Raw genomic sequence first — 26,430 nt, forward strand, 5'->3', positions numbered from 1 at the left:
GCGCGCGTCAGACCGCGTCGTCCGGGAGGTCCAGCCAGCGGTTCCACCCCGCGTGCAGGACGAGCCAGGCCATCAGGCCGTACCCGGCCTGGCCCGGCGTCCGCCCGTCGCGTTCGGCGAGGTCGGCCAGCCACTGGTCGTGGCGCGCCAGCGGGCCATAGGTCTCGACGTAGGGCACCCGGCGCCGGCCGGCGACGTCGGCGAACGCCGCCGACAGCTCGGCCTGCGGGTCCGGGTCTCCGACCGCCGGCGGCGGCCCGACGACCAAGCACCGGATCCGCATCCCGTCGGCGACGTCCAGGATGTTGGCCAGGTTGAGCCTGCTGCGAGCCGTCGAGATCCCGGCACCCAGGTCGGCCTGCCCGAGTGCGACGACCATCCGGTGCCCCTCGGGCGGGCTGGGGTCCGGCAGCCGGAGGGCGACCTCGGCCTCCCATCGCGCGGCCAGCGCCGTCGTGGTCTCGTCGGGGACCGCGAGCGTGAGCATCGTCGGGCGCGGCTCGAGCGGCGTCCTGGCGGCCACGCGTCCGACCCAGCCCAACGCTCGGGGGTCACCCTCTCCGGCAGCCAGCTGGTCGCCGACCACCACGATGCGCTGCGCGCCGTCCACCGTCGCCTCCTCCACGCGTGCCGTAGCCCCCAGTCTGGCCGAGCCCGCCGCCCCGCTCCTGCGCGCCGCGCCGCTCGCCCCCCCGCCCGAGGAGCGCGGGCGGTCAGCGGGCGAACGCCTGGGCGACCAGGGCCTGCTGCTCGGCGGCGTGGACCTTGGCCGACCCCGCAGCGGGCGAGGCCGAGGACGGTCGCGACACCCGCCGCACGTCGCGACCCAGCGAGCGGGTCAGGCGCACCTTGACGTAGGTCCAGGCGCCCTGGTTGGCGGGCTCTTCCTGGACCCACACCAGCTCGGCAGGGCCGTAGGGCGCGATCGCCTCAGCGACGGCGGACCGGTCCAGCGGGTAGAGCTGCTCGAGCCGGATGATCGCCGTGCGGGTGTCGCCGGTCTTCTCGCGGTGCGCCAGCAGGTCCCAGTAGACCTTCCCGGAGCACAGCAGCACGCGGTCCACCGCGGCGTCGGCGGGCAGCCGCTCCTCGGGGACCACCGCGCGGAAGGTGCCATCGGTGAAGTCCTGCACCGCGGAGGTCGCGGCCTTGAGCCGGAGCATCGACTTGGGCGTGAACACCACCAGCGGCCGCCGCGGGCGCTGGTACGCCTGCTGGCGCAGCAGGTGGAAGTACGACGCCGGGTTGCTGGGCATCGCCACCGTCATGTTCTGCTCGGCGGACAGCTGCAGGAACCGCTCGATGCGGGCCGACGAGTGGTCCGGCCCCTGGCCCTCGAACCCGTGCGGCAGGAGCAGCACGACCGACGAGCGCTGCCCCCACTTCTGCTCCGCGGAGGAGATGAACTCGTCGACGATGGTCTGCGCGCCGTTCACGAAGTCGCCGAACTGCGCCTCCCAGAGCACGAGTGCGTCCGGGCGCTCGACGGAGTACCCGTACTCGAAGCCCATCGCCGCGTACTCCGACAGGGACGAGTCGTAGGTCCAGAACTTCGCCTGGTCGGCGGAGAGGTACAGCAGCGGGGTCCACTCCGCGCCGGTCTGTCGGTCGTGCAGGACGGCGTGCCGCTGCACGAACGTCCCCCGGCGGGAGTCCTGCCCTGCGAGCCGGACCGGGGTGCCCTCCATGAGCAGGGACCCGAAGGCCAGCAGCTCTCCGAAGCCCCAGTCGATGTTGCCCTCGCGGGACATCTGCTCACGTGTCGCGAGCAGCTTCTCCAGCTTGGGGTGCACGGTGAAGCCCTCGGGCGGCCGCACGTGCGCGCGGCCGATGCGCTCGAGCACCTCCGGTTCGACCGCGGTGCGCCAGCCGACCATGGTGCCCGCGTCCTCGAGCTGGGACTCGGGCTTCTCCAGGCCGGCGACCGGCTCGGACTCCGGGGACGGGGTGTAGACCTCGCGCATCTCGGAGAACACCCGCTCGAGCTCCGCCTGGTAGTGCGCGAGCGCCTCGGACGCCTCGTCGACCGTGATGTCGCCCCGGCTGACCAGGGCCTCGGTGTAGAGCTTGCGGGTGGACCGCTTCGCCTCGATGAGGTTGTACATGAGCGGCTGCGTCATCGACGGGTCGTCGCCCTCGTTGTGGCCGCGCCGGCGGTAGCAGATCATGTCCACGATCACGTCGCGGTCGAACTGCTCGCGGAAGTCGAACGCCAGCTCCGCCACCCGGACGCAGGCCTCCGGGTCGTCGCCGTTGACGTGGAAGATCGGCACCTGCAGGCCCTTGGCCACGTCGGTGGCGTAGTGCGTCGAGCGGGACGATGACGGCCCGGTGGTGAAGCCCACCTGGTTGTTGACGATGACGTGCACCGTGCCGCCGGTCCGGTAGCCGCGCAGCTGGGCGAGGTTGAGCGTCTCGTACACCACGCCCTGGCCGGCGAAGGCCGCGTCGCCGTGGATGAGCACGGGAAGCACGGAGAACCCGTCGCCCCCCAGGTCGATCCGGTCCTGCTTGGCCCGCACGATGCCCTCGAGCACCGGGTCGACAGCCTCCAGGTGCGAGGGGTTCGCGGCCAGGTAGACCCGGGTGGTCGCGCCGGACTCGGCGGTGAACACGCCCTCGGTGCCCAGGTGGTACTTGACGTCGCCCGAGCCCTGCACGGACCGCGGGTCGGCGTTGCCCTCGAACTCGGCGAAGATCTGCGAGATCGACTTCCCCGCCAGGTTCGCGAGCACGTTGAGGCGGCCGCGGTGCGACATGCCGACCGCGACCTCGTCCAGGCCGCCCTCGGCAGCGCGGGACAGCACGGCGTCCAGCAGGGGGATGAGGGCCTCGCCGCCCTCGAGCGAGAACCGCTTCTGGCCCACGTACTTGGTCTGCAGGAAGGTCTCGAACGCCTCAGCCGCGTTGAGGCGACGCAGGATGCGGAGCTGGTCCTCGCGCGGGGTGCGGGCGTAGCCGGCCTCCAGCCGCTCCTGGAGCCAGCGCCGCTGGCGCGGGTCCTGCAGGTGCATGTACTCCGCGCCGACGCTGCGGCAGTACGAGTCGCGCAGCAGGCCCAGGATGTCGCGCAGGGTCGACTTGCTCTGTCCGGTGAAGCCCGCGGTGGGGAACACGCGGTCCAGGTCCCACAGCGTCAGGCCGTGGTTCTGGATGTCCAGGTCGGGGTGCCGACGCTGGCGGTAGGCCAGCGGGTCGGTCTCGGCCATCAGGTGGCCGCGCGAGCGGTAGGAGTGGATCAGCTCGGCGATGCGGGCCGGCTTGGCGGCCTCCGCGTCGGCGTCGACGGTGTTGTCCCGTACCCATCGAACGGGCTCGTACGGGATCCGCAGGGCCGCGAACGCGCGGTCGTAGAAGCCGCCCTCGCCGAGGAGCTTGCCGGCCACCACGCGCAGGAACTCCCCGGAGTGGGCCCCCTGGATGATCCGGTGGTCGTACGTCGAGGTGAGCGTGAGGACCTTGGACACACCGAGCCGGGCGAGCTGCTCGTCCGAGGCGCCCTGGAACTCGGCGGGGTAGTCCATCGCCCCGACGCCGATGATCGCGCCCTGGCCTGCCATGAGGCGTGGCACGGAGTGCACGGTGCCGATCGTGCCCGGGTTGGTCAGGCTGATCGTGGTCCCTGCGAAGTCGTCGGGCGTCAGCTTGTTGTTCCGGGCACGACGCACGACGTCCTCGTACGCGGAGACGAACTGGCCGAAGTCCAGCTCGTCCGCGTGCCGGATGTTGGGGACCAGGAGCTGGCGCGTGCCGTCCGGCTTGGGCAGGTCGATCGCCAGGCCGAGGTTGACCACACCGGGGTCCACGACCGCGGGCTTGCCGTCCTCGAGCCGGTAGCCCTGGTTCATCGCGGGGATCTCGGTGAGGGCTTCCACCACGGCGTAGCCGATCAGGTGGGTGAAGGAGACCTTGCCGCCGCGGGTGCGCGCCAGGTGGTTGTTGATGACGATCCGGTTGTCCACCAGGAGCTTGGCCGGGACCGTGCGCACCGACGTCGCGGTGGGGACCTCGAGGCTGGCCTCCATGTTCGTCACGACGCGTGCGGCCGGGCCGCGCAGGCGCTGGACCACCGGCTCCGGACGGCTGGTGTGCTCGAGCCGCGCGGCCGGCGGGTTGGCGTAGGCCGCCGTGGCCGGTGTCGCGGCGGCGATCGGCCCGGTCGCCGGGGGAGCTTCCCGGGGCGTGCGGGGCACTGCTTGACCGGCGGCGCGTTCCGAGCGCGGCTCGGGCTCCGCGGACGCGACGGCGCGCTCCGAGCGCTGGGCCGGGTCCTGGCCACGGGGTGCGGCCGTGGTAGCGGGCCCTGCCGCGCCGCGCGCCGTGGCGCCCGAGGCGCTCTCGGTGGCGGCCCTCACGGGCTGCCCGTCGGCGTCCGGGGGCTCGAGCGGGCCGTCCTGCCCGTCGGCGGTGTCCGAGGTGCTTCCGTTGCGGGTGTCCCGGGCGGGCCGGTAGTCCTCGAAGAAGTCCCACCACGCCGGGTCGACCGAGTTCCGGTCGGCCAGGTACTGCTCGTAGAGCTCGTCCACGAGCCACTGGTTCGCACCGAACGCCGCTGCGACGGCCTCGCTGCCTGTCTGCTGGGACACCCGAGCGCCCTCTTCTCAACCCCGGACCTTCGGCCGTTGCGCGGCCGCTTGCGCATGTCCAGCCTAGGCCACCGCGGGAGTGGTCGCCTCCGTCACGCGGGGGAGCGGGCGGTGTCGGACGCGAGTCTCGATGAACCGTCGTGACCAGGCAACACGGCGGCAAAGACGAGTGCCGTGACACCAAGATCGGACCCGTGGACCGTCATGTGACGTCGCGGCGCACGGTGGTCACCCGACCGATGCCGGCGAGCAGCAGGCCGTAGCCGACGAGCACGAGAAGGCCCTGCCACCAGGGCAGCATCTGCCCTCCGGCCAACGAGGTGTACAGGCTGGCGCCCGTGATCGCCTCGCCGGCGGCCCCGGGCAGCCACTGGGCCACGCCGGGCGCATGCACGGCGACCAGGCCGATGCGCACGAGGGGCTCGACGAACTGCGTGAAGGCCAGCAGCACCACGATCGCCGCGACCTGGTTGGGCAGCACCGCGCCGAAGCCGACCCCGACCATGCACCACACCGTCATGGCGAGCACGGACAGGCCGATCGCCCTCCACACGGTCGGCTCCCCGAGCATCGTCGCGTCCCCGCGGATCCCGAGGACGGTCGCGCCGGCCAGGACGGTCGCCGCCGTCCCCGCCAGGCCGAACAGCACGCCCACCGGCAGGCTCGCGACGAGCTTGGCGACCAGGACCCTGCCGCGCCGCGGCTCGACCAGGTACGTGAGGGTCGTCGTCTTGTGACGCACCTCGCCCGTGATCGACAGGACGCCGACGATCACCGGGAAGACGTAGGCGAGGGCGGGTGCGAGCGTGTAGACCGTCCGGGCGATGTCGAGCGGGTCCAGCTGTGTGGTGGTCGTCGACCCGGTCACGCTCGTGGTGGTCCCGCCGTCCACCGTGAACGAGAACGCCATCGTCGCGCCGAGGAAGACCATGTAGGCCGCCATCGCGGCGAGCAGCACCCACCAGATCCGGGTCGTGACGAGCTTGCGGAACTCGGTGCGCAGCGTCGCGGTCACGCGGCGACCTCCTCGGCGGTGAGCTGGAGGAAGACGTCCTCCAGGCCCCGGTCCCGGGGGCTGAGCTCGTGCAGCTCGAGCCCGGCCGCGAACGCCGCCGAGCCCACCTCCGCGGCGGACACGTCGCGCAGCAGGACGGCCCCGTCGCGCCCGTCCACCGGCGAGGCTGCCGCGGGCCAGCGCCGCGCGACCAGCGCGCGCAGCCCCGCGGCATCCGGGGAGACGACCATCACCTGGCTGCCGGCGAGGTCGCGCAGCCCCGCCATGTCCGACGCGTGCACGAGCCGGCCCTTGGCGATGATCACGACGTCGTCCACGGTCTGCTGGACCTCGGACAGCACGTGGCTGGACACCAGCACGGTGCGCCCCTGGCCCGCCAGGTAGCGCAGGAAGCCGCGCAGCCAGGCGATGCCCTCCGGATCCAGGCCGTTGGCGGGCTCGTCCAGGATCATGACCTGCGGATCGCCGAGCAGCGTGGTGGCGAGCCCGAGCCGTTGGCGCATGCCCATCGAGAAGCCCCCGACCCGGCGGTGGGCCACGGGTGCGAGCCCGACCGTCTCGAGGACCTCGTCGCACCTGCTGTCCGGGACGCCGATCTGCGGCGCGTAGACGCGCAGGTGGTCCCGCGCCGAGCGACCCGGGTGGAAGCTGGTCGCCTCGAGGGCCGCTCCCACCACGCGGGCCGGGTGCTCGATGTCCGCATAGCGCCGGCCGCCCACGGTTGCCGTGCCCGAGGTCGGCGCGGCGAGCCCGAGCAGCACCCGCAGCGTGGTCGTCTTGCCGGCGCCGTTCGGTCCGAGGAACCCCGTCACGCGTCCCGGCGCGACGGTGAACGACAGGTCGTCGACGGCGCGGACCGGACCGAACGTCTTGACCAGGTGCTCGATCCGCAGCTCGCCGGGGGAGGTCGCGCTGATCACGCCGGACACTCTAGGGGGAGGTGGGGGCTCCAGGAGGCTGGATCGGGAGCCGGACCTGCATGTCGCAGCCCTTGTCGCTGTCGACCACCTCGACCGTCCCGCCGTGCAGCTGCACGGCCCACCGCACGATCGCGAGGCCGAGCCCGGTGCCGCCGGTGCTGATCTGTCCGGTGACCGCCGGCACGTTGCCGCGCGTGAACCGTTCGAACACCCGGGCCCGGTCCTCCCGGGGGATGCCCGGGCCCTGGTCCACGACGTCGAGCACGACCTCCCGCCCCTCGCGGCGTGCGGTCAGTGCGATCCGGCCGCCGCGAGGGGAGTGCCGGACGGCGTTCTGGACGAGATTGGTCACCACCTGGTCCAGCCGCTTGGCGTCGCCTGCCACGGTGAGGTCACCGGGCTCCACCTCGACGGCCAGGTCGAGCTCCTTGGCCGGTGCGATGAGCCGGGCACCCTGGACGACGTCGTCCAGGAGCTCGCGCACCTGGATCGGCGCCACCTCCAGGCCCACCGCCCCGGCCTCGAGCCGGGACAGGTCCAGCAGGTCGGCGACGAGCGAGCCGAGCCGTTCGGTCTGGTGCAGCGCGGCGCCGAGCGTCTCCGGGTCGGCGGGACTGACGCCGTCCACGAGGTTCTCCAGCTGCGCCTGCAGTGCGGCCACGGGGGTGCGCAGCTCGTGCGACACGTTGGCCACGAGCTCGCGGCGCAGCAGGTCGGCCTGCTCGAGGTCCTCGGCCATCGTGTTGAACGCGGCCGCCAGCCGGCCGACCTCGTCGTGGCTCGACGCGGTCACCCGGCGGCTGTAGTCGCCCTGCGCCATGGCCTGGGCGGCGGCCGTCATCTCCCGCAGCGGCGACGTCATGCCGTGCGCGAGCACCTGGACCGCGATGAGGGACACCACGACGGCGAGCGGCAGCGTGCGGGTGGGGCCGAGGTGGTTGTACAGGCCGATCCAGGTGATGAACGCGGCGAGCGTGACGGTCGCCGTGACCAGTACCCCCAGCTTGATCTTGATGGTGGTGAAGCGGTCCAGCGGCCGGACGTCGAGCCGCGTGCGGACTGCGTGCCGGGGGGCCGTCATCAGTCCTCGGCCGGCTCGAACGCGTAGCCCACGCCGTGCACCGTGCGGATGAGGTCCGGGCCGAGCTTGCGTCGCAGCGCCTTGACGTGCGAGTCGACGGTGCGGGTCCCGCTGGCGTCGATCCAGTCCCACACGTCCGCGAGCAGCTTCTCTCGCGTCAGGACGGTGCGCGGGCTCGACGCCAGCGTCACGAGCAGGTCGAACTCCGTCGGCGTGAGGTGCACCTGCACCCCGGCGCGGGACACCCGGCGCTGAGCGCGGTCGATCAGCACGTCGCCGAGCTGCTGCGGGGGTTGTGCGGGCGCGGCCGTGGCGAGCTGCTTGGCCCGCTCCACCCGGCGCAGCAGCACCTTGGTCCGGGCCACCAGCTCCCGCATCGAGAACGGCTTGGGCAGGTAGTCGTCGGCCCCCACGCCGAGCCCGATGAGCATGTCGGTCTCGTCGTCGCGGGCCGTGAGCATGATCACGGGGACCGGCCGCTCGGCCTGCACGCGGCGGCAGACCTCCAGCCCGTCCATGCCCGGCAGCATGACGTCCAGGACGATGACGTCCGGCTGGAGCCGCGCCGCGGCCTCCACCCCGGACGGGCCGTCCGCCGCCGTCTCGGCCTGCCATCCCTCGGCACGCATCCGGTGGGCGACGGCCGTCGCGATCGCCGGCTCGTCCTCCACCACCAGGACCAGCGGCGTCTCGCGCGTCGCAGCATTGGCATCCATGCGCTCAGCGTGGCACACCCCGTATGCTCGCCACACGACAACCTGCTGGAGGCCCGCCACGTGCTGAGCGAGTGGCTCATGGTGCTGCTCGGCGTGGTCCTGACGGCCGGGACGGCACTGTTCGTGGCCGCGGAGTTCGCGCTGGTCACCCTCGACCCCGGTGTCGTGGACCGCGAGCTCGAGCACGACTCGTCGGCGTCGGGCCGGGGCGTGCGCCGCGCGGTCGCCTCGCTGTCGACCCAGCTCTCCGGTGCGCAGGTCGGCATCACCGCCACGACGATCCTGCTCGGCTACACGACCCAGCCCGCGATCGCGGACCTCGTCGCGCGGCCGCTGGGGCGCACGGCACTGGCGCACTCGCTGGCGACCGGTCTCGCCGCGCTGCTCGCACTGGTCCTCGTCAACGGGTTCTCGATGCTGCTCGGCGAGCTCGTGCCGAAGAACATCGCGCTGTCCACGCCGCTGGTCACCGCGCGCGCGGTCGCGCCGGTCCAGCTCGCGTTCACCGCCGCGCTGCGACCGGTGATCGCGATCCTGAACGGCACGGCGAACGCCATCCTGCGCCGGTTCGGTGTCGAGCCCCGGGAGGAGCTCTCCGGGGGGCGCTCCGCCCAGGAGCTCGTCGCGCTGGTTCGCCGCTCGGCGCAGGCGGGCACGCTGGACCAGGGCACCGCGGTGCTGCTCACCAACTCGATCGAGCTCAACACCCTGACCGCGGTGGACGTCATGACGGACCGCACCCGGATGGAGGTCGTGGCCCGGGACGACTCCGCTGCGGACGTGGTCGCGGCGGCCCGGGCCACGGGCCACTCACGGTTCCCGGTGATCGACGGCTCGCGGGACGACGTGGTGGGCCTGGTGCATCTCCGGCGCGCCATCGCGGTGCCGTACGAGCGGCGCGCGGAGGTACCGGCGGCGGCGCTCATGGACCCGGCACCCCGGGTCCCGGAGACCGTGCGCCTGGGACCGCTGCTGGTCGAGCTCCGCGGGCAGGGCCTGCAGATGGCGGTCGTCGTGGACGAGTACGGCGGGACGGCGGGGGTGGTCACCCTCGAGGACGTGATCGAGGAGATCGTCGGGGACGTCGCGGACGAGCACGACCCGGCCGGCGCAGGCGTGTACCGCGTCGGGACCTCCTGGTCCGTGCCCGGCCTGCTGCGTCCGGACGAGCTCGCCGAGACGACCGGCGTCAGGGTCCCTGAGGACCCGGCCTACGAGACGCTCGGCGGCCTGGTGATGGCGCGCCTGGGCAGGCTCCCGGCACCCGGTGACGAGGTGGTGGTGGACGGGGTGCGTCTGCGCGTGCAGCAGATGGACGGTCGGCGGGTCGCGCGGCTCGGCGTCCGGCCACCCGAGCGTCCGGTGGCCCCAGCGGAGGCCGGCGGGTGAGCACGGCGACCGCCCTCGGTGTGGGGCTGCTCCTGCTGGCGGGCAACGCCTTCTTCGTCGGGGCGGAGTTCGCGATCATCTCGGCGCGGCGCAGCGCCGTCGAACCGCGTGCGGAAGCGGGGTCGCGCCGCGCCCGCGTCGTGCTGTGGGCGATGGAGCACGTCTCGCTCATGCTCGCCTGTGCGCAGCTCGGCATCACGGTGTGCTCGACGTCGCTCGGCGTGGTCGCCGAACCCGCCATCGCGCACGCCGTGACGGGCCCGCTGACCTCCGTGGGGCTTCCGGCGGCCGCGGCCCACCCGGTGGCCCTCGTGCTCGCCCTCGCCGTGGTGGTGTACCTGCACGTGGTGCTGGGGGAGATGGTCCCGAAGAACCTCGCCGTGGCGGGGCCGGACCGCGCGGTGCTGTGGTTCGGGCCGGTCCTGGTCGGCGTGGCCCGGGTGGTGCGCCCGGTCATCACGGTGCTGAACTGGCTGGCCAACCACCTGGTCCGACAGATCGGGATCGAGCCCAAGGACGAGGTCGCGTCCGCGTTCACGGCCGAGCAGGTGCACTCCATCGTGGAGCGCTCGCAGGCCGAGGGGCTCCTGGAGGACGAGCACGGGCTGCTGACCGGTGCCATCGAGTTCTCCGACCGGACCGCGCTCGAGGTGATGGTCCCCGTCGCGGGCCTCGTGTCGCTCGACGTCGGCGCCACGGCGGCCGACCTCGAGCGGGAGGTCGCGCGCACCGGGTTCAGCCGGTTCCCCGTCGTCGACGCCGCGGAGCCCGTGGGCTACCTGCACCTCAAGGACGTGCTGTACGCCGGTCCCGCGGAGCGCGAGCAGCCCATCCCGGCCTGGCGGGTGCGCGAGCTGGCCCTCGTCCGGCCGGACGACGAGGTCGAGGAGGCGCTCGTGGCGATGCAGCGCTCGGGGTCGCACCTGGCCCGCGTGGTCGACGCCGCCGGCGGCACGCTCGGCGTGGTCTTCCTGGAGGACATCCTCGAGGAGCTGGTGGGGGAGGTGCGGGACGCCATGCAGCGCGGTCGGCTGGGACGCCCCGAGGGTGGCGCGGCGTGACGCGTCCGTTGTGTGCGGATGTGACCTAGGCGACGTCGTGGCGGCTTGGTTCGGGACCGGCGCACCCGTTACCCTTTCGTAATCGCCTGCACGGTCGTCAGATCCCCCTGGCCGGGCGGGCCCCCAGGTGCGTGAGGTCGGAGGCGGAGTGCGGCAGGAGCAGAACCCCGTAGACGCTCCGGCCTCCCGTCGGGACCTGCACCCCCGGCGGGAGCGACGCACTCGGCGATCACGATTGAAGCCTCGGCCGCACACGCTTGCCCGCGCCCTGGTCGTCGGCGCGATCGGGGGCGCGACCATCGCGGTTCCGATGTTCGGGCTGACCGCGCCGTCCGCGGTCGGCACGCCCGTGGTGCGGGCCACTGCGGACGCCCCGTCGACGGCGGAGATCCTCGCGTCGGCGCCGCAGCAGACCACCCCGACCTCGGTGCTGGCCCCCGCGGCCACCGGGTTGCGCGACGTCGACCAGGTCAGTCGTTCGCTCACGCGCGACCCGCTGCCGAGCTGCACCGGCGTCGTGGTGGAGACGTCCGGGAACGGCCAGATCCCGGCCAAGGACCTGTGCACGCTGTGGGACGGCGTGCACATGCTCCGCGGCGACGCGGCCGTGGCGCTGACCGAGCTGAACTCGAACTTCAAGGCTGCGTTCGGACGTAACCTCTGCCTGACCGACGCCTACCGCACGCTCGCGGTGCAGCGCCGGCTCGCCTACACCAAGCCGGGTCTGGCCGCCATGCCAGGGACCTCCAACCACGGCTGGGGCCTGGCGATCGACCTGTGCGGCTCGGAGACCGGTTCCTCGTCCGCGATGGCGTGGCTGCACAAGAACGGGCCGGCGTACGGCTGGGACAACCCCGCCTGGGCGCGACCGGGCGGCTCCGGTCCCCACGAGCCGTGGCACTGGGAGTACGTGCCGGGCACCACCGCGATGGGCACCAACTACAGCTGAGCGTGCCCCCTCACAGGAGGGTCAGGCCCCAGGTCACCTCGTGGCTCGTGCCGGGCTCGAGGCGGATCAGGCGGTCACCGGTCCGGAACGCGTCGGCGATGCAGCTCATCGGCTCGGCGGCGAGCCCCGTGCGTCGCCACGCGACGGCGCTCAGGTGGTCGCCCGTGCACGCCTGCCAGGCGTCCATCGACTCGTCCATCCAGACCGCTGCGGTCCGCCCGTCGGCGCCGGTGAGCCGGGCCCAGGACAGCCCGTCCGCGTCACGCACGACATCGAGGTAGGCGTCGTCGAGGTCGAGCTCACGGGCAGAGCGGGGGCGGCGCAGGTCGAGGTCACCGTCCGCGGGCTCGGTCCCCACCGGGAGCAGCCGATCGTCGACGACGACCTTCGTGGCGGCGTCCAGGCTGAACGTGCAGTCGTCCAGCGACCCGTCCCCGGGCGACAGCCACGGGTGGAAGCCGATGCCGTAGGGGGCAACCCCGCTGCCCAGGTTGGTCGCGCCGGCCTGCACGTGCAGGCCGGCCGCGGTCAGGCGGTAGGTGACGCGGAGCAGCAGGTCGAAGGGGTACCCGCCGCTCGGGGCCAGGCGCACCTCCAGGCTCACGGACGACTCGTCGCGCTCCGTCACGGTCCAGCGCTGCCACATCACCAGGCCGTGCAGCGCGGTCATCCGGCTCGGCTCGGTGATGTCGAGCTGGTGCTCGACGCCGTCGAACGTGTAGCGCCCGTCGCGGATCCGGTTGGGCCAGGGGGCCAGGACGCTCCCGTGACCGGCCGGGGCGGGCTCGTCGGGCCCGAACGGCGTGATGACGTCGCGGCCGTCCACGCTGTAGGTCCGCAGCTTGGCCCCGACGTCGGTGACGGTCGCACGCTGGCCGTCGAGCGTCAGGGGGATCTGGATACCGGACAGCGGGGCAGGTTCGCGATTCACGGCCCTACGTTATCGGTCGCAGGCGCCGGGGTCGGTCGCTGCGAGGGCCGTGTGCAACCCTGCCGGCGCTCGTCCCTCAGGACGCCGACTGCGGGATCTCTGCCGCGAGCTTGTCGAGCTGGTCGGACAGGGCCTGCAGAGCGCCGGAGAGCTGTTCCGGCGCGTTCTTGGCGGCATCGGTCACGGCCTTCTTGGCCTGGTCGAGCGCCGTGCGGGCCTGGGTGAGGGCTTCCTGCCCTGCGGACTTGCCCTGGTCGGCGACGGTGCGGGCCTGGTCGATCGCGTCGGTGGCCTGGGCGATGGCGTCCTTGGCCTGCGCGCCGGCGGCGCCGAGCTCGTCGGCCTGGGTCTTGGCCTGGTCCACGGCGTCGCGCGCGGAGCTCACGCCCTGGCTGATCGACGAGCCGATCTTGGTCCAGTCGACCGAGCCGTCGTTGGCGCACCCGGAGAGCAGGACGGCGGTCGCGGCGGCGGCGGTCAGCACGGCGGTGAGTCGGCGGGGCATGGGACCTCCAGGTTCGGTGCTCCGCCCAGTCTGACAGAACGCGTGGCGGAACGACGGTGCCCCGCCCGCGGCGGCGGGCGGGGCACCGAGAGAGCCGGGCGGTGCCCGGGCTCAGGGGCGGCGAGGTGATACCGCCGGGATCACGGAACGGTGACCTCCTCGGCCTCCCGCGCCGCGCTGCGGACCCGGACCTCGCTCAGCGAGGTGCCGTAGTACGCAGCGGTCATCAGATCCTTCATGTCGTCGAGCATCGGCATGCGGGGGTTGGCCGGTGCGCACTGGTCCTCGTAGGACCGCATCGCCAGGTCGTCCAGCTTGCCGATGAACAGGTCCTCGGCAACCCCCTGCGCCGCGAAGGAGGCGGGGATGCCCACCTTCTCGCGCAGCTCCTCGACGGCCTTCGCGTACGACTCGACGCCCTCCTCCGGGGTGGCGGCCGGCAGGCCGAGGTGCTTGGCGATCTGCTGGAACCGCTCCGGCGCGACGTAGTGCTCGTACTTCGGCCAGCTCGTGAGCTTGGTCGGGACCGTGCCGTTGTAACGGATCACGTGCGGCAGCAGCGTGGCGTTGGTCCGGCCGTGCACCAGGTGGAAGGTGGAGCCGATGGTGTGAGCCATCGCGTGCACGATCCCGAGGAAGGCGTTGCCGAACGCCATGCCCGCGATCGTGCCCGCGTTGTGCATCTTCTCCCGGGCCAGCGCCGCGGACTCGCCGCCGGTCACCGACTCCTCGAGGTTCTCGAAGATCAGCTTGATCGCGTGCAGGGCCATGCCGTCGGTGAAGTCGTTCGCGTACACCGACACGTACGCCTCGGTGGCGTGGGTCAGCGCGTCGAACCCGGAGTCGGCAGCGAGGAAGCCGGGCATCTTGCCGGTCAGGACCGGGTCGATGATCGCCACGGTCGGGGTCAGCGCGTAGTCCGCCAGCGGGTACTTCACGCCCGTGTCCTGGTCGGTGATCACCGCGAACGGCGTCACCTCGGCGCCCGTGCCGGACGTCGTCGGGATGCAGACCAGCTTCGCCTTCTCCCCGAGGGTCGGGAACTTGAAGGCCCGCTTGCGCACGTCGAAGAACTTCTCGCGCATGTCGGCGAAGACGACCTCGGGGTGCTCGTAGCGCAGCCACATCACCTTCGAGGCGTCCATCGGGGAGCCGCCGCCCAGGGCGATGATCGTGTCGGGGCCGAACTCGCGCATCAGCTCGGTGTTGCGGTCCACCGACGCGATCGACGGCTCGGGCTCGATGTTGTCGATGATCTGCAGCGCCACCTTGTCGGGCCGGCGGTTGAGCACGTCGATGATCCGGTCGACGAAGCCCAGCTTGGTCATCGTCGCGTCGGTGACGATGGTGACGCGCTCGACGCCGTACATGTCCTCCAGGTAGCGGATCGCGTTCGGCTCGAAGTACGTCTTGGCCGGCACCTTGAACCACTGGAGGTTGTTGTTGCGCCGGCCGATCCGCTTGATGTTCACCAGGTTGACCGCCGAGACGTTGTTCGAGACCGAGTTGTGCCCGTAGCTGCCGCAGCCGAGCGTCAGGGAGGGGATGAACGAGTTGTAGATGTCGCCGATGCCGCCGTGCGACGACGGCGAGTTCCAGATCACCCGGATCGCCTTGACCCGGCTGCCGAACTCCTCGGCGAGCTCGGCGTCCTCGGTGTGGATCGCGGCGGAGTGGCCCAGGCCGTCGAACTCGACCATCTGCTCGGCCAGCTGCAGTCCGTGCTCGCGCGTCTGGGAGCGCAGGACGGCCAGCACCGGGGCGAGCTTCTCCCGGGTCAGCGGCTCGGCCGGTCCGACCTCGCCGACCTCGGCCACCAGGATCGAGGTGTCGGCGGGCACCGCGAAACCAGCCATCTCCGCGATCCGGACCGGGCTCTGGCCGACCACGGCGGCGTTGAGCTTCGCGCCCGCGCAGCTCGCGTCGTCGGCGGTGACCCCGAAGATGAGCTGTTCGAGCTTGGCCTTCTCCTCGGCGTCGCAGCGGTAGGCGTGCAGGCGGGCGAACTCGCCCATCGCGGCGTCGTAGATCTCCGTGTCCAGGATGGCGGCCTGCTCGCTCGCGCAGACCATGCCGTTGTCGAAGCACTTGGACATCACGATGTCGTTGATCGCGCGCTTGAGCTTGGCCGACTTCTCGACGTAGGCGGGCACGTTGCCGGCGCCGACCCCGAGAGCCGGCTTGCCGCACGAGTAGGCGGCCTTGACCATCGCGTTGCCCCCCGTGGCCAGGATCAGCGCGACCCCGGGGTGGTTCATCAGCGCGTTGGTGGCCTCGATCGAGGGCTGCTCGATCCACTGGACGCAGTCCTCGGGCGCGCCGGCGGCGACCGCGGCGTCGCGCACGACGCGCGCCGCGGCGACCGAGGACTGCTGGGCGCTGGGGTGGAAGGCGAAGATGATCGGGTTGCGTGTCTTGAGCGCGATGAGCGACTTGAAGATCGCGGTCGACGTCGGGTTCGTCACCGGGGTCACGCCGCAGACCACGCCGACCGGCTCGGCGATCTCGACGATGCCGTGCAGGTCGTCCCGGCCGACGATGCCGACGGTCTTGAGCTCGGCCATCGAGTTCGTGACGTGCTCGCAGGCGAAGATGTTCTTGACGGCCTTGTCCTCGAACACCCCGCGCTGCGTCTCCGCGACGGCGGCCTTGGCGAGCTGACCGTGCTGGTTCAGTGCCGCGACGGAGGCCTTCTTGACGATGTGGTCGATGTCGGCCTGGGTGAAGGACGCGTAAGCCGCCAGGGCCTTGGTCGCACCGGCGACCAAGGTGTCGATGGCCGACTCGAGCGTGGCCGGCTCGGCGGTGGACTTCGCGCGGGTGGGTCGTGTGCTCACTGGGAACTCCCGGTCGATTCGGACATGTCCGGATCGCCCTTGACCCACCGACGACGCTAGGTGCTTTTCGGCGCTGGAGGCTGTGCCAAAGGTCCTCGCCGCGCCACCTGAGCGGGGGGCGAAAGTCCTGGGCGTGTCGGCCGTCGGTGGGCCGGACCCCAGGTGAATGGCGGTTTTCTCGCGGTGCGCGAACGGCTGGCACTCATGCGAGACGAGTGCTGGCACTCTTGCCGAAGGAGTGCTAGAACAGGACTCGTGGACCGAGCCCGTCGGGCGCCCGCCCGGCGGGGACGTGACGAGCCCCGGAAGGTCCGGGGCGCTTCGAGGAGGTGCACTCGTGGCCACCCGTATGTTCCCCTTCGCCGACCCGACCCGGCTGATGGACGAGGTCTTCGGAACTCTGCGTGACGCGCCCACAGTCGCGTCGATGCCGATGGACCTCTACCGCACCGGCGACCACTACCTGCTGAACATCGACCTGCCCGGCGCCGACCCCGGCTCGGTGGACGTGGCGGTCGAGGACCGCACGCTGACGATCCGCGCCGAGCGCAGCGCGCGCACCGAGCCCGACGTGCAGTGGCTCGCGCACGAGCGCCCGACGGGCACCTACGTGCGCCAGCTGAACCTCGGCCGTGGGCTCGCGCTGGACCGGATCGAGGCCAGCTACAGCGACGGCGTGCTCTCGCTGACCATCCCGGTGGCCGAGGAGGCCAAGCCGCGCAAGATCGAGATCCAGCACGCGGCCTCGCCGACGTCGATCACGGCGGAGGCGTCGCACTGAGGCGCGTCACCGCGGGGCCGGTCCGGCCGGCCCCGCGGTCGTGCGCGCTGCCGACGGGCCGTGCAGCGCCGCGGCGATCCGGTGCGCTGCCTCCTCGACCAGGCTTGCGGGCATCGCGAGGTTGAGCCTGACGAAGCCGCGGCCCGCCGTCCCGCACCGCGCACCGTCGACGGTGGTCACCCCGCTGGCCCGGCGCAGCCAGCGCGCCAGCTCGCCCGGCGCCAGGTCGCCGGGCACCGCCGCTCCGCGCAGGTCGAGCCACGCCAGATAGGTGCCCTCCGGGGCCCGGAAGCCCACCTCGGGAGCCTCGGCAGCCAGGACCTCCGCGAGGAGCCGCCCGTTGGCGCCGAGGTACACCAGGAGCTCGTCGAGCCAGGCCTCCCCGTCGTCGTAGGCGGCCATGGCGGCGACCGCACCCAAGGTCGAGACGCCTTCCGCCGTGTGCGGCACCGCGTCCCACGCGGCGAGGTGCTCGTCCGAGGTGAGGAGCACCTGGGCGCACTTCAGCCCCGCGACGTTCCACCCCTTGGAGGCCGCCGTCGCCGTCACGCTGTGCTGGGCCGCGGCGGCGGAGACCGAGGCGTAGGGCACGTGGTGGTGCCCGGCGTGCACGAGGGGTGCGTGGATCTCGTCGGCGAACACCGTGGCTCCGCGGGCCTCGACCACGGCGGCGAGCGCGGCGAGCTCGTCGCGGGTGTGCACCCGGCCCGTGGGGTTGTGGGGGTTGACCAGGACGACCATGCCGCCCTCGGCCAGCGCGGCGTCCACCGCCTGCAGGTCCAGGACGGCGCGACCGCGGTCGTCGGTGACCATGGGCACCTGGACGACCTCGCGGCCCCAGGACGCCGGAAGGTCGACGAACGGCATGTAGGCGGGTGTCGGGAGCACCACCGGAGCGTCGGGCGGCATGAGGTGCGCGACCGTGAGCTGGAGCGCCTGGACCACGTCGGGCACCAGACGGACCCGCTCGGCGTCGACGTCCCAGCCGTACCGCCTGCACTGCCAGTCGGCGCAGGACCGGGCAGCGCCCGATCGCTCGTACGGCGGGAGGTAACCGGTCAGCCCGCGGTCGACGGCGTCGTGCAGAGCGGCCGTGACCATTGGTGCGGTGCCGAGGTCCGACTCGGCCACCCAGGCGGCGATCTCGCCCCTCGTCCCGGTCCACTTCAGGCTCCCGCGGGCGCGCAGGACGGTGGGGTCGTCTGTCAGGTCGAGAGGGGCCATGCCCTCAGTCTGCCCCGAAGGTGATCTTCCGTGACCAGCGCCGCGCACCGGGCGGACTCGTGCATCCGGGTGAATTCGGGCACGGATCCCTGCCGATGCCTTGCTCTCCGGCTCCGCCGGATGTGAGCGTGGTCGCGTCAGCGACAAAGGCAAACCCATCGCGAGGTGGGGACGCAAAGCCGACGGGACCCTCGCGGTCGGCCGGGCTACCGAACGACGAAGGAGAGCGCCATGTCCGCGCACACCACTGTTCCTGCGAGCCGCACCGAGCCGGGCCGCGGCGCCCTGCTCACGCCCTCCGAGGTCGCGAGCATGTTCCGCGTCGACCCCAAGACCGTGACGCGGTGGGCGAAGGCGGGCAAGCTCTCGGCGATCCGGACCCTCGGTGGCCACCGCCGCTACTCCGAGGAGGAGGTCCGCATGCTGCTGGCGGGCATCCCGCAGCAGCGCGACACCGGTATCTGAGCCACACCGGTATCTGAGCCACACGGCACCGCGCCCCCGGGCAGGATCTGACCGGGGGCGCCGTCGCGCGCGGCCCCGGACGGAGGTGTGATGGGCAGGGCACGGGACGCCGTGAGGCATGCTCGACGAGTCGCGTCGCCGGCGGCGTCGCGACTGCGTCGCGAGCTCCAGTGGCGCCGGGCGCGGGTGGGGCGGCTCCTCGTCGGGGACGGCCGGGCCCAGCCCTGCCGGGTGGCCGAGCACGCGACGCCGCTCTTCCGGCCGCTGGCCGGCCTGGACGAGGAGCTCCAGCGCGGCAAGGTGGTCAACCTGCGGCTCGCCGCCGCGCGGCTGGACGGCCTCGTGCTCCCGCCGGGCGCGGTGTTCTCCTTCTGGCGCCACGTCGGCAGGCCCAGCCGCTCGCGCGGGTTCGTCGACGGCCTGGTGCTCGACCACGGCTCGCTGTCCGCCGGGGTGGGTGGCGGGATGTGCCAGCTGACCAACCTGCTGTACTGGATGACGCTGCACACGCCGCTCGAGGTCACCGAGCGCTGGCGGCACAGCTACGACGTCTTCCCCGACGCCGGACGCACGCAGCCGTTCGGCAGTGGTGCGACGTGCTCGTGGCCGACTCTGGATCTCCAGGTCTCCAATCCGACCGCCGCCACCTTCCGGCTCGAGGTCGGCGTCACGGACACCCACCTCGAGGGGCGGTGGACGTCGGACCGTCCCGTGGGGCTGCGGTACGAGGTGTACGAGGCGGCTCACGTCATGGAGCCCACGATGACGGGTGCCTTCGTGCGGCGCAACGTGCTCAGGCGCCGCGTGTTCGACCTCGACGGTGCCCAGGTCGCCGACGAACCGGTGGCCGAGAACCACGCGCTCATGCGCTACCGGCCGTTCCTGCCCTCGGGCGACGCTTGAGCCGGCGGGCCCGGGTCAGCCCGGTTCGGCCACGGACGCCGGGGCCACCGACCGGCCGCGCACGTGTTGAACCCGGCTGAGCACGAGGTCCAGGACGACGCCGAGGACCAGACCGCCGACGGTGCCCACGACCACGGCGCCGCCGGGGTGGCCGCCGAACCAGGCCCCGGCGCCGGCCCCGAGCACCGCCGAGTACGCCGCCCACGTCGTGGACCCGATGCCGGCGAGCAGCATGAAGCTGCGCCTCGGGTAGCCGAGCGCGCCGGCCGACATGCTCACCGCCACGCGCGCGACGGGCACGAACCGGCCGGCGAGGATGAACGACCGCCCGCGGTGGGTCAGCGAGCGCTCGGCCCATGCCAGCGTCTGCGCGCCGCGGCCGCGGCGCAGGAGCGGCATGCGGTGCACGTCGATCCGCGCGCCGATCCCGTAGGCCACCAGGTCGCCGACGAAGGCGCCGGCAGCCGCGACGAGGACGACGAGGGCGAGGTCGGGGGAGCCGGTGGACGCCGCCAGCGCCGTCAGCCCGACGGCCGCGACCTCGCTCGGCATCGGGGGGAAGAACCCATCGATCAGGGCGAACACGAACATCCCCGGGTACACCACCCAGGAGGTCGCCAGGGACAGCAGCCAGGCGTCCATGAGGCGGCCCTCCCGCCGTCAGGCATCGTGACGCTCACCACGTCACCGCTGGTCACAGGGGTGGCTGGTTCCGGAAAGCCGGTGACCAGCCGCGACGTACCGCTTGGTGCGATCGCTCCACCGGCTAGCGGGTGGTCGCTCCACCGCCGAAGGTCAGGGTAGCGCCCGCGCCGACTGAGTGCCGCGAGCCGGGCCGGTCACACCGAGCGTCGAAGGCATGCGGCCCGCGGGCGTTGTGGGAGGCTCTCGGGTGGCGAACATTCGCTAGAGGCACGGGGGAGGGGCGTTGTCCAGGAGTAGGCGGCCATCACTGAAGGACGTTGCCCGTGAGTCAGGTGTGTCTTACCAGACCGTGTCTCGCGTGATCAACGGGGGCGGGCGGGTCTCAGACGCGACCAGAAGTCGCGTCCTAGCCGCCATCGCTGAACTGGGCTATCGGCGCAACGAGGCCGCCCGGGCGCTCGTGACGAGCCGGTCCCGCACGATCGGCATCGTGGCCGACGCGTCTCCGAAGTACGGTCCGGTCAGCACTCTGGCGGCAGTGGAGTCGGCGGCGCGCGATGCGGGGTGCACGGCCTTGGTCTCGACGGTGAGCTACCCCGCGCCTCGGGTCGTTGACGAGATGTTCGCGGGGCTCGTCGAGCGTGGTGTGGAGGGCATCGTGGTGATCGCGCCACGGGTGTCCCTGGCCAGCGTCACGCAGGAGGTCCGCGCCTCGATCCCGATCGTGATGCTGTCGCCGGGTGAGACCAGCCAGCCGGGGATCACGATCTTCTACGAGGACCAGGAGCTTGGTGCGCGGCTGGCCACCACCTCGTTGAGCTGGGCCACCGTGAGTTGGCGCACCTCGCCGGCAGCCAGGAATGGCTCGACGGCCAGGTGCGCTTGCGCGGGTGGCAGGCCGAGCTGCGCGCGCACGCGTTGCCTGCCCCGCCGGTGCGGTACGGCGACTGGACCGGTGAGAGCGTATGCCGGATCGGTCAGCGCATGGTGGCGTCAGGACTACCAAGTTCGATCTTCGTCGCCTCGGATCTCATGGCGTTGGGCTTCTTGCGAGCCTTGCACGAGAACGGGGTGCGGGTGCCCGAGGACATCTCCGTCGTGGGGTTCGACGACAACGAGTTCGCGCCTCAGGTCTACCCACCTCTGACCACCGTGCGCCAGTCGTTCGCGACCGTGGGCGCCCGATGCATGGAGATCCTGCTGGGGCGCATCGAGGGCCGCGACGTCGACAACACGCCGGCCGTGCCCGAGCTTGTCGTGCGCGCCTCGGCGACCTCACCGCGCACGGCCTGACACCGCCGGGCCGTCGGCCCGCGCGGTGCCCTCAGAGCGAACGCTCGCCCTACTCCCGCCACCCATGCTGAGAGCGTGACCGAAACGTTATGGGCGAACGTTCGCTCTCAGCCTTGACATGCGGCAGGGCGAACGTTCACACTCGTGGCGTCAGGCGGGCCCCAGATCAACCGTCGCTTCCTTCCCCAACGGGAGCCCGGGAGGTCACGCGTGAGTGTTCACGGCACGGCTCCGCAGATCTCGTCTCGAAGAGGAGTACGGAAGATGCGCAATCACAAGGTCGTGAGCGTCGCGTTGGGCGCGCTGCTCTGCGTCGTCTTGGCGGCGTGTGGCACGACAACCGGCGACAGCGCCAGCGACTCCGGCGGTGGCTCGGACCCGCTCGCGGGCCTCGACGCCAGTTCGCTCGTTCCTGAGCAGGTTGTCGCCAAGGGCCCCTACAACGAGACGTCGGCGACCCCCGACGACGTTGCGCTCACGAGCGACGACGAGGCGCGCATTCGCGACGCCCAGATCAAGGTCGGCATCGTGATGCAGACGATGGACATTGAGTGGTCTACGGAGCAGGTGCGGGGAATCACCGACCAGGTGGCACAGCTTGGCGGAGCGGTCGTGGGTACCTGCAACGGGTCGTGGGCCGTCGACAAGCAGACGGCGTGCATCGACGACATGATCACCAAGGCTCCTGACGCGATCATCAGCATCCCCGTCGACGATGTGGGAATGGCCCCGGCGTACGCCAGGGTCGCAGCCGCTGGCATCAAGTTGATCTTCATTGACAACATCGCCAAGGGGCTGGAGTTCCCAACCCAGTACCAGGGGCTCGTCACGGCCGACAACCGCGGCAACGGTGAGGCGGCAGCACAAGCTCTGGCTGAGTACCTGCCGGAGGGTGCAACGGCCGGCGTGCTGGACTACGGGGTTGACTTTGAGACGACAAAGGAGCGCACCCGGGGTTTCCAGGAATGGATGGCGGCCAACAGGCCGGACGTGACGGTCAAGGTCGCAGAGTTCCAGGATCCCGCCAAGGCAGGGGACATTGCTGCGAACTTCTTGACGGCCAACCCGGACGTCGCCGGGATGTTCACGGTGTGGGAAGTTCCCGCTATGGGCATCATCACGGCCCTGCGCGGCCAGGGCAAGACGATGCCGATCACGGTGGTCAACCTCGCGTCCGACATTGCGCTTGACATGGCCAGTGGCGGAATGGTCAAGATGATCGGTGCGCAGCGCCCCTATGACGAGGGGGTCGCTGAGGCAAACATGGCGGCTCGCGCCGTCGTCGGAATTGACAACCCGGCCTTCCTCGCCTTTCCGGCTACCCCAGTGATTCAGAACAACCTGCTCACGGCCTGGAAGTCAGTGTACAAGTCCGACGCGCCTTCCGAGATCGTCGACGCGTGCGCTGGAAGCTGCAAGTAGAAGATCGTCAGGCGGCTCACGTCCACGACACCAGTCCGCGAGAGGGGTGGTCCCCAATGTGCCCAAACAACCGTTCGGAGTTCCAGGCAATGGGTGCGCAGGTGACAGAGTCAGAGCCTCTCATCTCGATGACTGGGATCGTGAAGCGCTTCGGAACCGTTGTGGCACTTCGTGGGGTGGACTTTGAGCTGATGCCTGGAGAGGTGCACGGGCTCCTCGGCCAGAACGGCGCCGGCAAGACGACGCTGATCAAGGTTCTTGCCGGGATTGAGGCGGCCGATGCGGGCGAGTTCCGCATCGCTGGCGAGCGTGTGCACCTCTCCGGGGTCGCCGACAGCAAGGCCCGAGGCATCTCGGTCGTGCACCAGTCCCTGAGCCTTGTTCCAACACTCACGGTGGCAGACAACATCTTCCTCGGCTCTGAGTCGGTCCGCGCAGGTCATCTGCTCGATCGACGCAGGATGGAAGTCCGCGCGGCCGAGGTGCTGGAGCACTACGGGATCCCCCTCCGGCCGAGCCAGCCGGTCAGCACACTGACATTCGCCTATCGACAGCTGCTCGAGATCGCAAAGGCCCTGGCGGCAGACTCCCGGGTGTTGATCTTGGACGAGCCAACATCTTCCTTGACCAAAGCCGAAGAGCCCATCCTGTTCGGGGCGGTCCGAGAGGTTAGTCGCAGGGGGATCGGCGTAATCTATGTCTCGCACCGGCTGTCAGAGATCATGGAGTTGACCGACCGCGTGACGGTCTTCCGGGACGGGGCCAACGTGGGGTCGTTCGGGACCTCCCAGACGAGCATCCCGGAGCTGGTCGAGTCGATCGTTGGGTCTCGCCTGGACAAACTCGACACCAATCGTGCCGGTTCCCGCACGGAGGGCGACCCCAAGCCCGAGGTGCTGAGCCTGCGGGACGTGCACTCTCCCGGCGTCCACGGAGCCTGCCTCGCGGTGGCGGCGGGTGACGTCGTCGGTCTCGTCGGCACGACTGGGAGCGGGCGCACCGAGATCCTCGAGACCATCTTCGGTGCGCGGCCGATTCGCCGAGGCTTCGTCACCTACCGTGGAGAAAGCTTCGCCCCCCGGTCGATTCACGACGCAATCGCCAAGGGCATCAAGCTCGTCCCGGAAGACAGACACCGCTGGGGCCTCGTCCTCGGCCACAGCATCGAGCGCAACATCGCCATGGCGAACCTTCCCCGTTGGCGCCGGTGGCGCTTCCTGTTCCGCGGCGATGAGTCCCGGAGCGGTGCCGAGGGCGTCCGTCAACGCCTCAAGATCAAGGCGCCGTCAATCGACGTCCGCGTTGAAGATCTTTCGGGCGGCAACCAGCAGAAGGTAGTGATCGGAAAGTGGCTCGACGGGGGCACCGAGCTGCTCCTTCTCGACGAGCCCACGGCGGGCGTCGATGTCGGTGCCCGCGCGGACATCTATCGGATCATCCTTCAACTCGCCGACGAGGGGAAAGCTGTAGTGGTGAGCTCCTCCGACTATGACGAGCTGCTCCAGCTGTGCTCATCATTCGTCTTCATTGCAGATGGTCGCGTCTCGAGTCCCATTGATCGAGCTGACGTCGTTGACGAGCGCGATTTGCATCGCCGACTCGAAGAAGCCCGGAAGGAGTTCTCCCGATGACCGCACAAATCGCGCGAGTCGACTTGCCCACGGAGGGGACGGTGAGGCGGTGGATCAGAGAGACGGATCAGCCCCTGTTCTTGTATGTCTCGTTCGCAGTGCTCATCTCGGCGTTCTCCCTCGCAACGCCGATCTTCCTCACAGCCAGCAACCTGCTGAACATCGCGAATCAGACCGCCCTCGTGACCATCATGGCGATGGGCGTGGCGTTCGTCATCATCACTGCGGAGATCGACCTCTCAGTTGGATCGACACTTGCGCTGTCGGGAGTGTGTGCCGCACTCTTCATGCGTGACGCCATAAATAACTGGCTCCTCGCAGCAATTGTCGCGATCGCTGTCGGCGCGATGGTCGGCGCGGTGAACGGAGTGCTCGCGGTGCGGATCCGGATTCCTTCGTTCCTCGTGACGCTCGGCACCCTCTCCATGGCGCGAGGCATCACGCTACTCGTCACTGGCACCTCCCCCGTGCTCGTCAACAACGAGACCTTCTGGTCCGTGTTTGCCGAGGGAACCTTCATCGGTATCGCGGCTCCAATCCTCTGGACCGTCCTCGTCGTTGCTATTGCATGGGCGGTCTTGCACTACGGAATCTTCGGTCGACAGCTGTACGCGACGGGCGGCAACATCGACGCCGCGCGCTTCTCGGGTATCAACACGAGGCGGGTCAAGACGGTGGCGTTCATCGTCTCGGGCGCGCTTGCGGGACTGGCTGGAACAATTGTCGCGGCGCGAGGCCACGCCATACGGCCGGACGTCGGGGCGGGTGTCGAGCTCGACGTCATCGCGGCGGTGATCCTCGGCGGGGTAAGCCTCTTTGGCGGCAAGGGGAAGATCTACGGAGTCATTCTTGGCAGTCTGATCATCGGGATCTTGAACAATGGTCTCGTGCTCCTGGGTGTCGACCCATCGATCCAGCTCACGATTAAGGGCTTCCTCATCGTCGTCGCGGTGGCATTCGCCAAGCGCTGACCCATTGTGTGCCTGCGAACACGGAGTAATCCAACCAAGAAGAAGGGAACGAGAGATGCCTCTCATCACTGACCACACCGGTACCCCGGTCAAGCACGGTCGCGAGTTCGTCAACGGGGTGCGGCTCCACTACATGATCGCCGGCGCGGGAGAGCCGCTCTTCCTCCTGCACGGCGTGCCGAAGACGTCGTACCACTGGCGGCATGTCATCCCGCTGCTGACCCGGCACTTCACGGTGATCGCCCCGGACCTTCGGGGCCTCGGTGACTCCGAGCACACCCCCGACGGCTACGACATGAAGAACATGGCCGAGGACATCGCACAGCTGGCGAGCGCGCTCGGGTATGAGCAGTTCCTGCTTGCCGGTGAAGACTGGGGCGCCTCGACCGCCTACCAGCTGGCGGCACAGTACCCGGAGCGCGTCAAGAAGCTCATCTACCAGGAGATGGTGCTTCCCGGGTACGGGCTTGAGGACTACTCCTTCCTGACGAAGGAGAACGTGGAGTCGTACGTCTGGCTGTGGCACATCAACTTCTACAGCGTCCGCGACTTCCCGGAGTTGCTCATCACTGGCAAGGAGCGGGAGTACTTCGCCCACTTCATCAAGCACGAGACCGTCAACCCGGCCGCCATCACCCCTGACGCGCTCGACGAGTACGTCCGCTGCTACTCATCGCCTGGGGGGCTCCGCTCGATGTTCGAGATCTACCGCGCGACTCTCAAGGACGCTGACCAGAACCACGATTCGGCGAAGACCAAGATCACGATGCCGGTCCTGGCCGTCGGTGGCGAGAAGTTCATCGGGACCGACAACGAGCGGCAGATGAAGGAGGTTGCGACCGACGTCCGCGGTGTCGTGCTGCCGTGGGGCCACCAGCTCGCTGAGGAGTGCCCCGAACTGCTCGTTGAGGCCTACCTCGACTTCCTCAAGGACTGAAGGTTGGGGCGCTGTGCCCCTGAGCGTGGCTCGGGGCACAGCGCACGACCCTCTCGGCTCGCGAGGTGGCTCGAGCCAGCAGCAGGTCATCAGGGGCGTGATCATCGTGCTCGCGGTGGCGCTCGCCCGGAACAAGTAGCACTACCAACCCAGAAAGGAAGGGGAGCA

23 protein-coding genes and 1 riboswitch are annotated in these 26,430 nt (G+C 70.7%); of the genes, 12 read left to right on the forward strand and 11 right to left on the reverse strand.

Features of this window, described 5'->3' with window-relative positions:
• Nucleotides 1-7: 7 nt before the first annotated feature.
• The 6 genes from Q6348_RS15535 to Q6348_RS15560 all read right to left on the reverse strand — a co-directional run bounded on the left by Q6348_RS15535 (nucleotide 8) and on the right by Q6348_RS15560 (nucleotide 8,318).
• Complete coding sequence (locus Q6348_RS15535) at nucleotides 8-610, reverse strand: GDSL-type esterase/lipase family protein (protein ID WP_304602302.1); 603 nt, start codon at nucleotides 608-610, stop codon at nucleotides 8-10.
• A gap of 103 nt (nucleotides 611-713) precedes the next feature.
• Nucleotides 714-4,586, reverse strand: coding sequence for a multifunctional oxoglutarate decarboxylase/oxoglutarate dehydrogenase thiamine pyrophosphate-binding subunit/dihydrolipoyllysine-residue succinyltransferase subunit (locus Q6348_RS15540; RefSeq protein ID WP_304602303.1), 3,873 nt, complete (start codon nucleotides 4,584-4,586; stop codon nucleotides 714-716).
• A gap of 202 nt (nucleotides 4,587-4,788) precedes the next feature.
• Entirely contained in the window at nucleotides 4,789-5,601 is an 813-nt protein-coding gene (locus tag Q6348_RS15545) for an ABC transporter permease (RefSeq protein WP_304602304.1), read from the reverse strand.
• Nucleotides 5,598-6,521 carry an ABC transporter ATP-binding protein gene (locus tag Q6348_RS15550; protein ID WP_304602305.1) on the reverse strand — a complete coding sequence of 308 codons (924 nt, stop codon included), beginning with the start codon at nucleotides 6,519-6,521 and terminating at the stop codon, nucleotides 5,598-5,600. The genes Q6348_RS15545 and Q6348_RS15550 overlap by 4 nt, the downstream gene beginning before the upstream one ends.
• 10 nt (nucleotides 6,522-6,531) lie before the next feature.
• Nucleotides 6,532-7,602: a HAMP domain-containing sensor histidine kinase gene (locus tag Q6348_RS15555; RefSeq protein ID WP_304602306.1), complete on the reverse strand. Its 1,071-nt coding sequence runs from the start codon at nucleotides 7,600-7,602 to the stop codon at nucleotides 6,532-6,534.
• Complete coding sequence (locus Q6348_RS15560; RefSeq protein ID WP_304602307.1) at nucleotides 7,602-8,318, reverse strand: response regulator transcription factor; 717 nt, start codon at nucleotides 8,316-8,318, stop codon at nucleotides 7,602-7,604. Before Q6348_RS15560 ends, Q6348_RS15555 begins: the two co-directional genes overlap by 1 nt.
• A 78-nt stretch (nucleotides 8,319-8,396) precedes the next feature.
• On the opposite strand from Q6348_RS15560, the gene Q6348_RS15565 reads away from it, so the two are divergent.
• From Q6348_RS15565 to Q6348_RS15575, 3 genes are all read left to right on the forward strand, one after another.
• Entirely contained in the window at nucleotides 8,397-9,707 is a 1,311-nt protein-coding gene (locus Q6348_RS15565) for a hemolysin family protein (RefSeq protein ID WP_434062014.1), read from the forward strand.
• Nucleotides 9,704-10,768, forward strand: a complete 1,065-nt coding sequence (locus Q6348_RS15570) for a hemolysin family protein (RefSeq protein WP_304602308.1) — start codon at nucleotides 9,704-9,706, stop codon at nucleotides 10,766-10,768. The genes Q6348_RS15565 and Q6348_RS15570 overlap by 4 nt, the downstream gene beginning before the upstream one ends.
• Nucleotides 10,769-11,003: 235 nt before the next feature.
• Nucleotides 11,004-11,717: a M15 family metallopeptidase gene (locus Q6348_RS15575; protein ID WP_304602309.1), complete on the forward strand. Its 714-nt coding sequence runs from the start codon at nucleotides 11,004-11,006 to the stop codon at nucleotides 11,715-11,717.
• Nucleotides 11,718-11,727: 10 nt separating this feature from the next.
• Here the strand turns inward: Q6348_RS15575 and Q6348_RS15580 are convergent, their stop codons facing one another.
• The 3 genes from Q6348_RS15580 to adhE all read right to left on the reverse strand — a co-directional run bounded on the left by Q6348_RS15580 (nucleotide 11,728) and on the right by adhE (nucleotide 15,990).
• Nucleotides 11,728-12,648: an aldose 1-epimerase family protein gene (locus Q6348_RS15580; RefSeq protein WP_304602310.1), complete on the reverse strand. Its 921-nt coding sequence runs from the start codon at nucleotides 12,646-12,648 to the stop codon at nucleotides 11,728-11,730.
• 76 nt (nucleotides 12,649-12,724) lie between these two features.
• Nucleotides 12,725-13,153 (reverse strand): hypothetical protein, encoded by a 429-nt coding sequence (locus tag Q6348_RS15585; RefSeq protein ID WP_304602311.1) that lies wholly within the window; start codon nucleotides 13,151-13,153, stop codon nucleotides 12,725-12,727.
• 140 nt (nucleotides 13,154-13,293) lie between these two features.
• Nucleotides 13,294-15,990 (reverse strand): bifunctional acetaldehyde-CoA/alcohol dehydrogenase, encoded by a 2,697-nt coding sequence (gene adhE / locus Q6348_RS15590; RefSeq protein WP_304602312.1) that lies wholly within the window; start codon nucleotides 15,988-15,990, stop codon nucleotides 13,294-13,296.
• A gap of 337 nt (nucleotides 15,991-16,327) precedes the next feature.
• Here adhE and Q6348_RS15595 point away from each other — a divergent pair, with 337 nt between their 5' ends.
• Entirely contained in the window at nucleotides 16,328-16,771 is a 444-nt protein-coding gene (locus Q6348_RS15595) for an Hsp20/alpha crystallin family protein (RefSeq protein ID WP_304602313.1), read from the forward strand.
• A gap of 6 nt (nucleotides 16,772-16,777) precedes the next feature.
• Here Q6348_RS15595 and Q6348_RS15600 read toward each other — a convergent pair whose 3' ends face one another.
• Nucleotides 16,778-17,995 (reverse strand): MalY/PatB family protein, encoded by a 1,218-nt coding sequence (locus Q6348_RS15600; protein WP_304602314.1) that lies wholly within the window; start codon nucleotides 17,993-17,995, stop codon nucleotides 16,778-16,780.
• Between the two features lie 138 nt (nucleotides 17,996-18,133).
• Nucleotides 18,134-18,209, forward strand: a riboswitch (cyclic di-GMP riboswitch).
• Nucleotides 18,210-18,226: 17 nt separating this feature from the next.
• Here Q6348_RS15600 and Q6348_RS15605 point away from each other — a divergent pair.
• Together Q6348_RS15605 and Q6348_RS15610 are read left to right on the forward strand one after the other, a co-directional pair.
• Entirely contained in the window at nucleotides 18,227-18,460 is a 234-nt protein-coding gene (locus Q6348_RS15605) for a BldC family transcriptional regulator (protein ID WP_304602315.1), read from the forward strand.
• A gap of 90 nt (nucleotides 18,461-18,550) precedes the next feature.
• Nucleotides 18,551-19,363 (forward strand): VanW family protein, encoded by an 813-nt coding sequence (locus Q6348_RS15610; RefSeq protein WP_304602316.1) that lies wholly within the window; start codon nucleotides 18,551-18,553, stop codon nucleotides 19,361-19,363.
• A gap of 15 nt (nucleotides 19,364-19,378) precedes the next feature.
• Here Q6348_RS15610 and Q6348_RS15615 read toward each other — a convergent pair whose 3' ends face one another.
• Entirely contained in the window at nucleotides 19,379-20,005 is a 627-nt protein-coding gene (locus tag Q6348_RS15615; protein ID WP_304602317.1) for a DedA family protein, read from the reverse strand.
• An 837-nt stretch (nucleotides 20,006-20,842) separates the two neighbouring features.
• On the opposite strand from Q6348_RS15615, the gene Q6348_RS15620 reads away from it, so the two are divergent.
• The 6 genes from Q6348_RS15620 (at nucleotide 20,843) to Q6348_RS15645 (ending at nucleotide 26,401) form a co-directional block, all read left to right on the forward strand.
• A complete protein-coding gene (locus Q6348_RS15620) occupies nucleotides 20,843-21,301 on the forward strand; it encodes a substrate-binding domain-containing protein (RefSeq protein WP_304602318.1) in 459 nt (152 codons plus the stop codon).
• 264 nt (nucleotides 21,302-21,565) lie between these two features.
• The gene (locus Q6348_RS15625; RefSeq protein WP_304602319.1) at nucleotides 21,566-22,723 is read left to right on the forward strand and encodes a substrate-binding domain-containing protein; all 1,158 of its coding nucleotides are present in this window, start codon (nucleotides 21,566-21,568) and stop codon (nucleotides 22,721-22,723) included.
• Between the two features lie 101 nt (nucleotides 22,724-22,824).
• Nucleotides 22,825-24,354 (forward strand): sugar ABC transporter ATP-binding protein, encoded by a 1,530-nt coding sequence (locus tag Q6348_RS15630; protein WP_304602320.1) that lies wholly within the window; start codon nucleotides 22,825-22,827, stop codon nucleotides 24,352-24,354.
• Nucleotides 24,351-25,325, forward strand: a complete 975-nt coding sequence (locus Q6348_RS15635) for an ABC transporter permease (protein ID WP_304602321.1) — start codon at nucleotides 24,351-24,353, stop codon at nucleotides 25,323-25,325. Before Q6348_RS15630 ends, Q6348_RS15635 begins: the two co-directional genes overlap by 4 nt.
• A 55-nt stretch (nucleotides 25,326-25,380) precedes the next feature.
• Complete coding sequence (locus tag Q6348_RS15640; protein ID WP_304602322.1) at nucleotides 25,381-26,262, forward strand: alpha/beta fold hydrolase; 882 nt, start codon at nucleotides 25,381-25,383, stop codon at nucleotides 26,260-26,262.
• A 13-nt stretch (nucleotides 26,263-26,275) separates the two neighbouring features.
• The gene (locus Q6348_RS15645; RefSeq protein ID WP_304602323.1) at nucleotides 26,276-26,401 is read left to right on the forward strand and encodes a hypothetical protein; all 126 of its coding nucleotides are present in this window, start codon (nucleotides 26,276-26,278) and stop codon (nucleotides 26,399-26,401) included.
• Nucleotides 26,402-26,430 lie beyond the last annotated feature (29 nt).

Origin of the sequence: Actinotalea lenta (genome assembly GCF_030586465.1) — a bacterium.
Taxonomy (GTDB): domain Bacteria; phylum Actinomycetota; class Actinomycetes; order Actinomycetales; family Cellulomonadaceae; genus Actinotalea; species Actinotalea lenta.